This is a genomic window from Vibrio sp. 1727, assembly GCF_033344415.1.
GTDB classification, from domain to species: Bacteria; Pseudomonadota; Gammaproteobacteria; order Enterobacterales; family Vibrionaceae; genus Vibrio; species Vibrio alginolyticus.
Map to the genome: position 1 here is coordinate 1 of NZ_JAWPOT010000102.1, position 1,009 is coordinate 1,009.

Consider the following 1,009-nt stretch of genomic DNA (forward strand, 5'->3'; position numbering starts at 1 on the left):
GAAGCGCAAGCAATCGAGATCGCTAACGATTCGAAGTACGGCTTAGGTGCTGCACTTTGGAGTAGCAATATCAACCGCGTTCATCGCGTAGCAAAACGACTGCAAGCCGGCTCGGTTTGGGTCAACAACTATAACGAAGGTGACATGACGGTTCCATTTGGTGGATTCAAAATGAGCGGAAACGGTCGAGACAAGTCTCTCCACGCGATTGAAAAATTCACCGAAACCAAAACCACTTGGATTCGCCTCCATCCTTAAGCCTGCTGACGATTACGATAAATAAAGGAATAGTTCTATGAACAAGCATACGGATTCGTTCTACGCGCACTCTGTGCCAAACATGCCGGAATACCCACAACTGCAAGACAACATCGAGTGCGATGTGTGTGTAGTCGGTGCGGGATTTTCTGGTCTTTCTTCTGCACTGCACCTAGCAGAAAAAGGTTTTAAAGTCGTTGTGTTAGAAAGCGCAAAAGTGGGCTTTGGAGCAACTGGTCGTAACGGTGGCCAAATCGTTAACAGCTACAGCCGAGATGTTGACGTGATTGAAAGCCGTTACGACCAAAACCAAGCTAAAGCTCTGTGCGATATGATTTTTGAAGGCGGCGATATCATCCGTGGCCTGATCGACAAATACGACATCAACTGTGATTACAAGCAAGGCGGCTTGTTCACGGCACTGAACAGTAAACAACTCAAAGGGCTAGAAGAACATAAGAAGAACTGGGAGCGTTACGGCAACGACCAACTGACTCTGCTTGACGCAGGAGAGGTAGAACAAGCGGTAGGTACGAAAGTGTACACTGGCGGTTTGCTGGATATGCGCGGTGGTCATATTCACCCGCTTAAACTGGCATTGGGTGAAGCTGCTGCGTTTACGTCTCTAGGTGGTCAAATCTTTGAGCAGTCGGCGGTCGTGTCGATTGATAAAGGTATTAACCCAGTAGTGAAAACGGCGAAAGGCAGCGTGAAGAGCAAGTACGTGGTACTGGCAGGTAACGCCTACCTT

Annotated in this window: 2 protein-coding genes; both read left to right on the forward strand. The window is 48.4% G+C overall.

All coding sequences use genetic code 11. The annotated features are described in order from the left end of the window. A partial coding sequence (locus R8O10_RS24095) for an aldehyde dehydrogenase family protein (RefSeq protein ID WP_318191807.1) occupies positions 1-258 on the forward strand: 258 nt, incomplete at its 5' end. A 37-nt stretch (positions 259-295) separates the two neighbouring features. After that, a partial coding sequence (locus R8O10_RS24100; RefSeq protein ID WP_318191808.1) for an FAD-binding oxidoreductase occupies positions 296-1,009 on the forward strand: 714 nt, incomplete at its 3' end.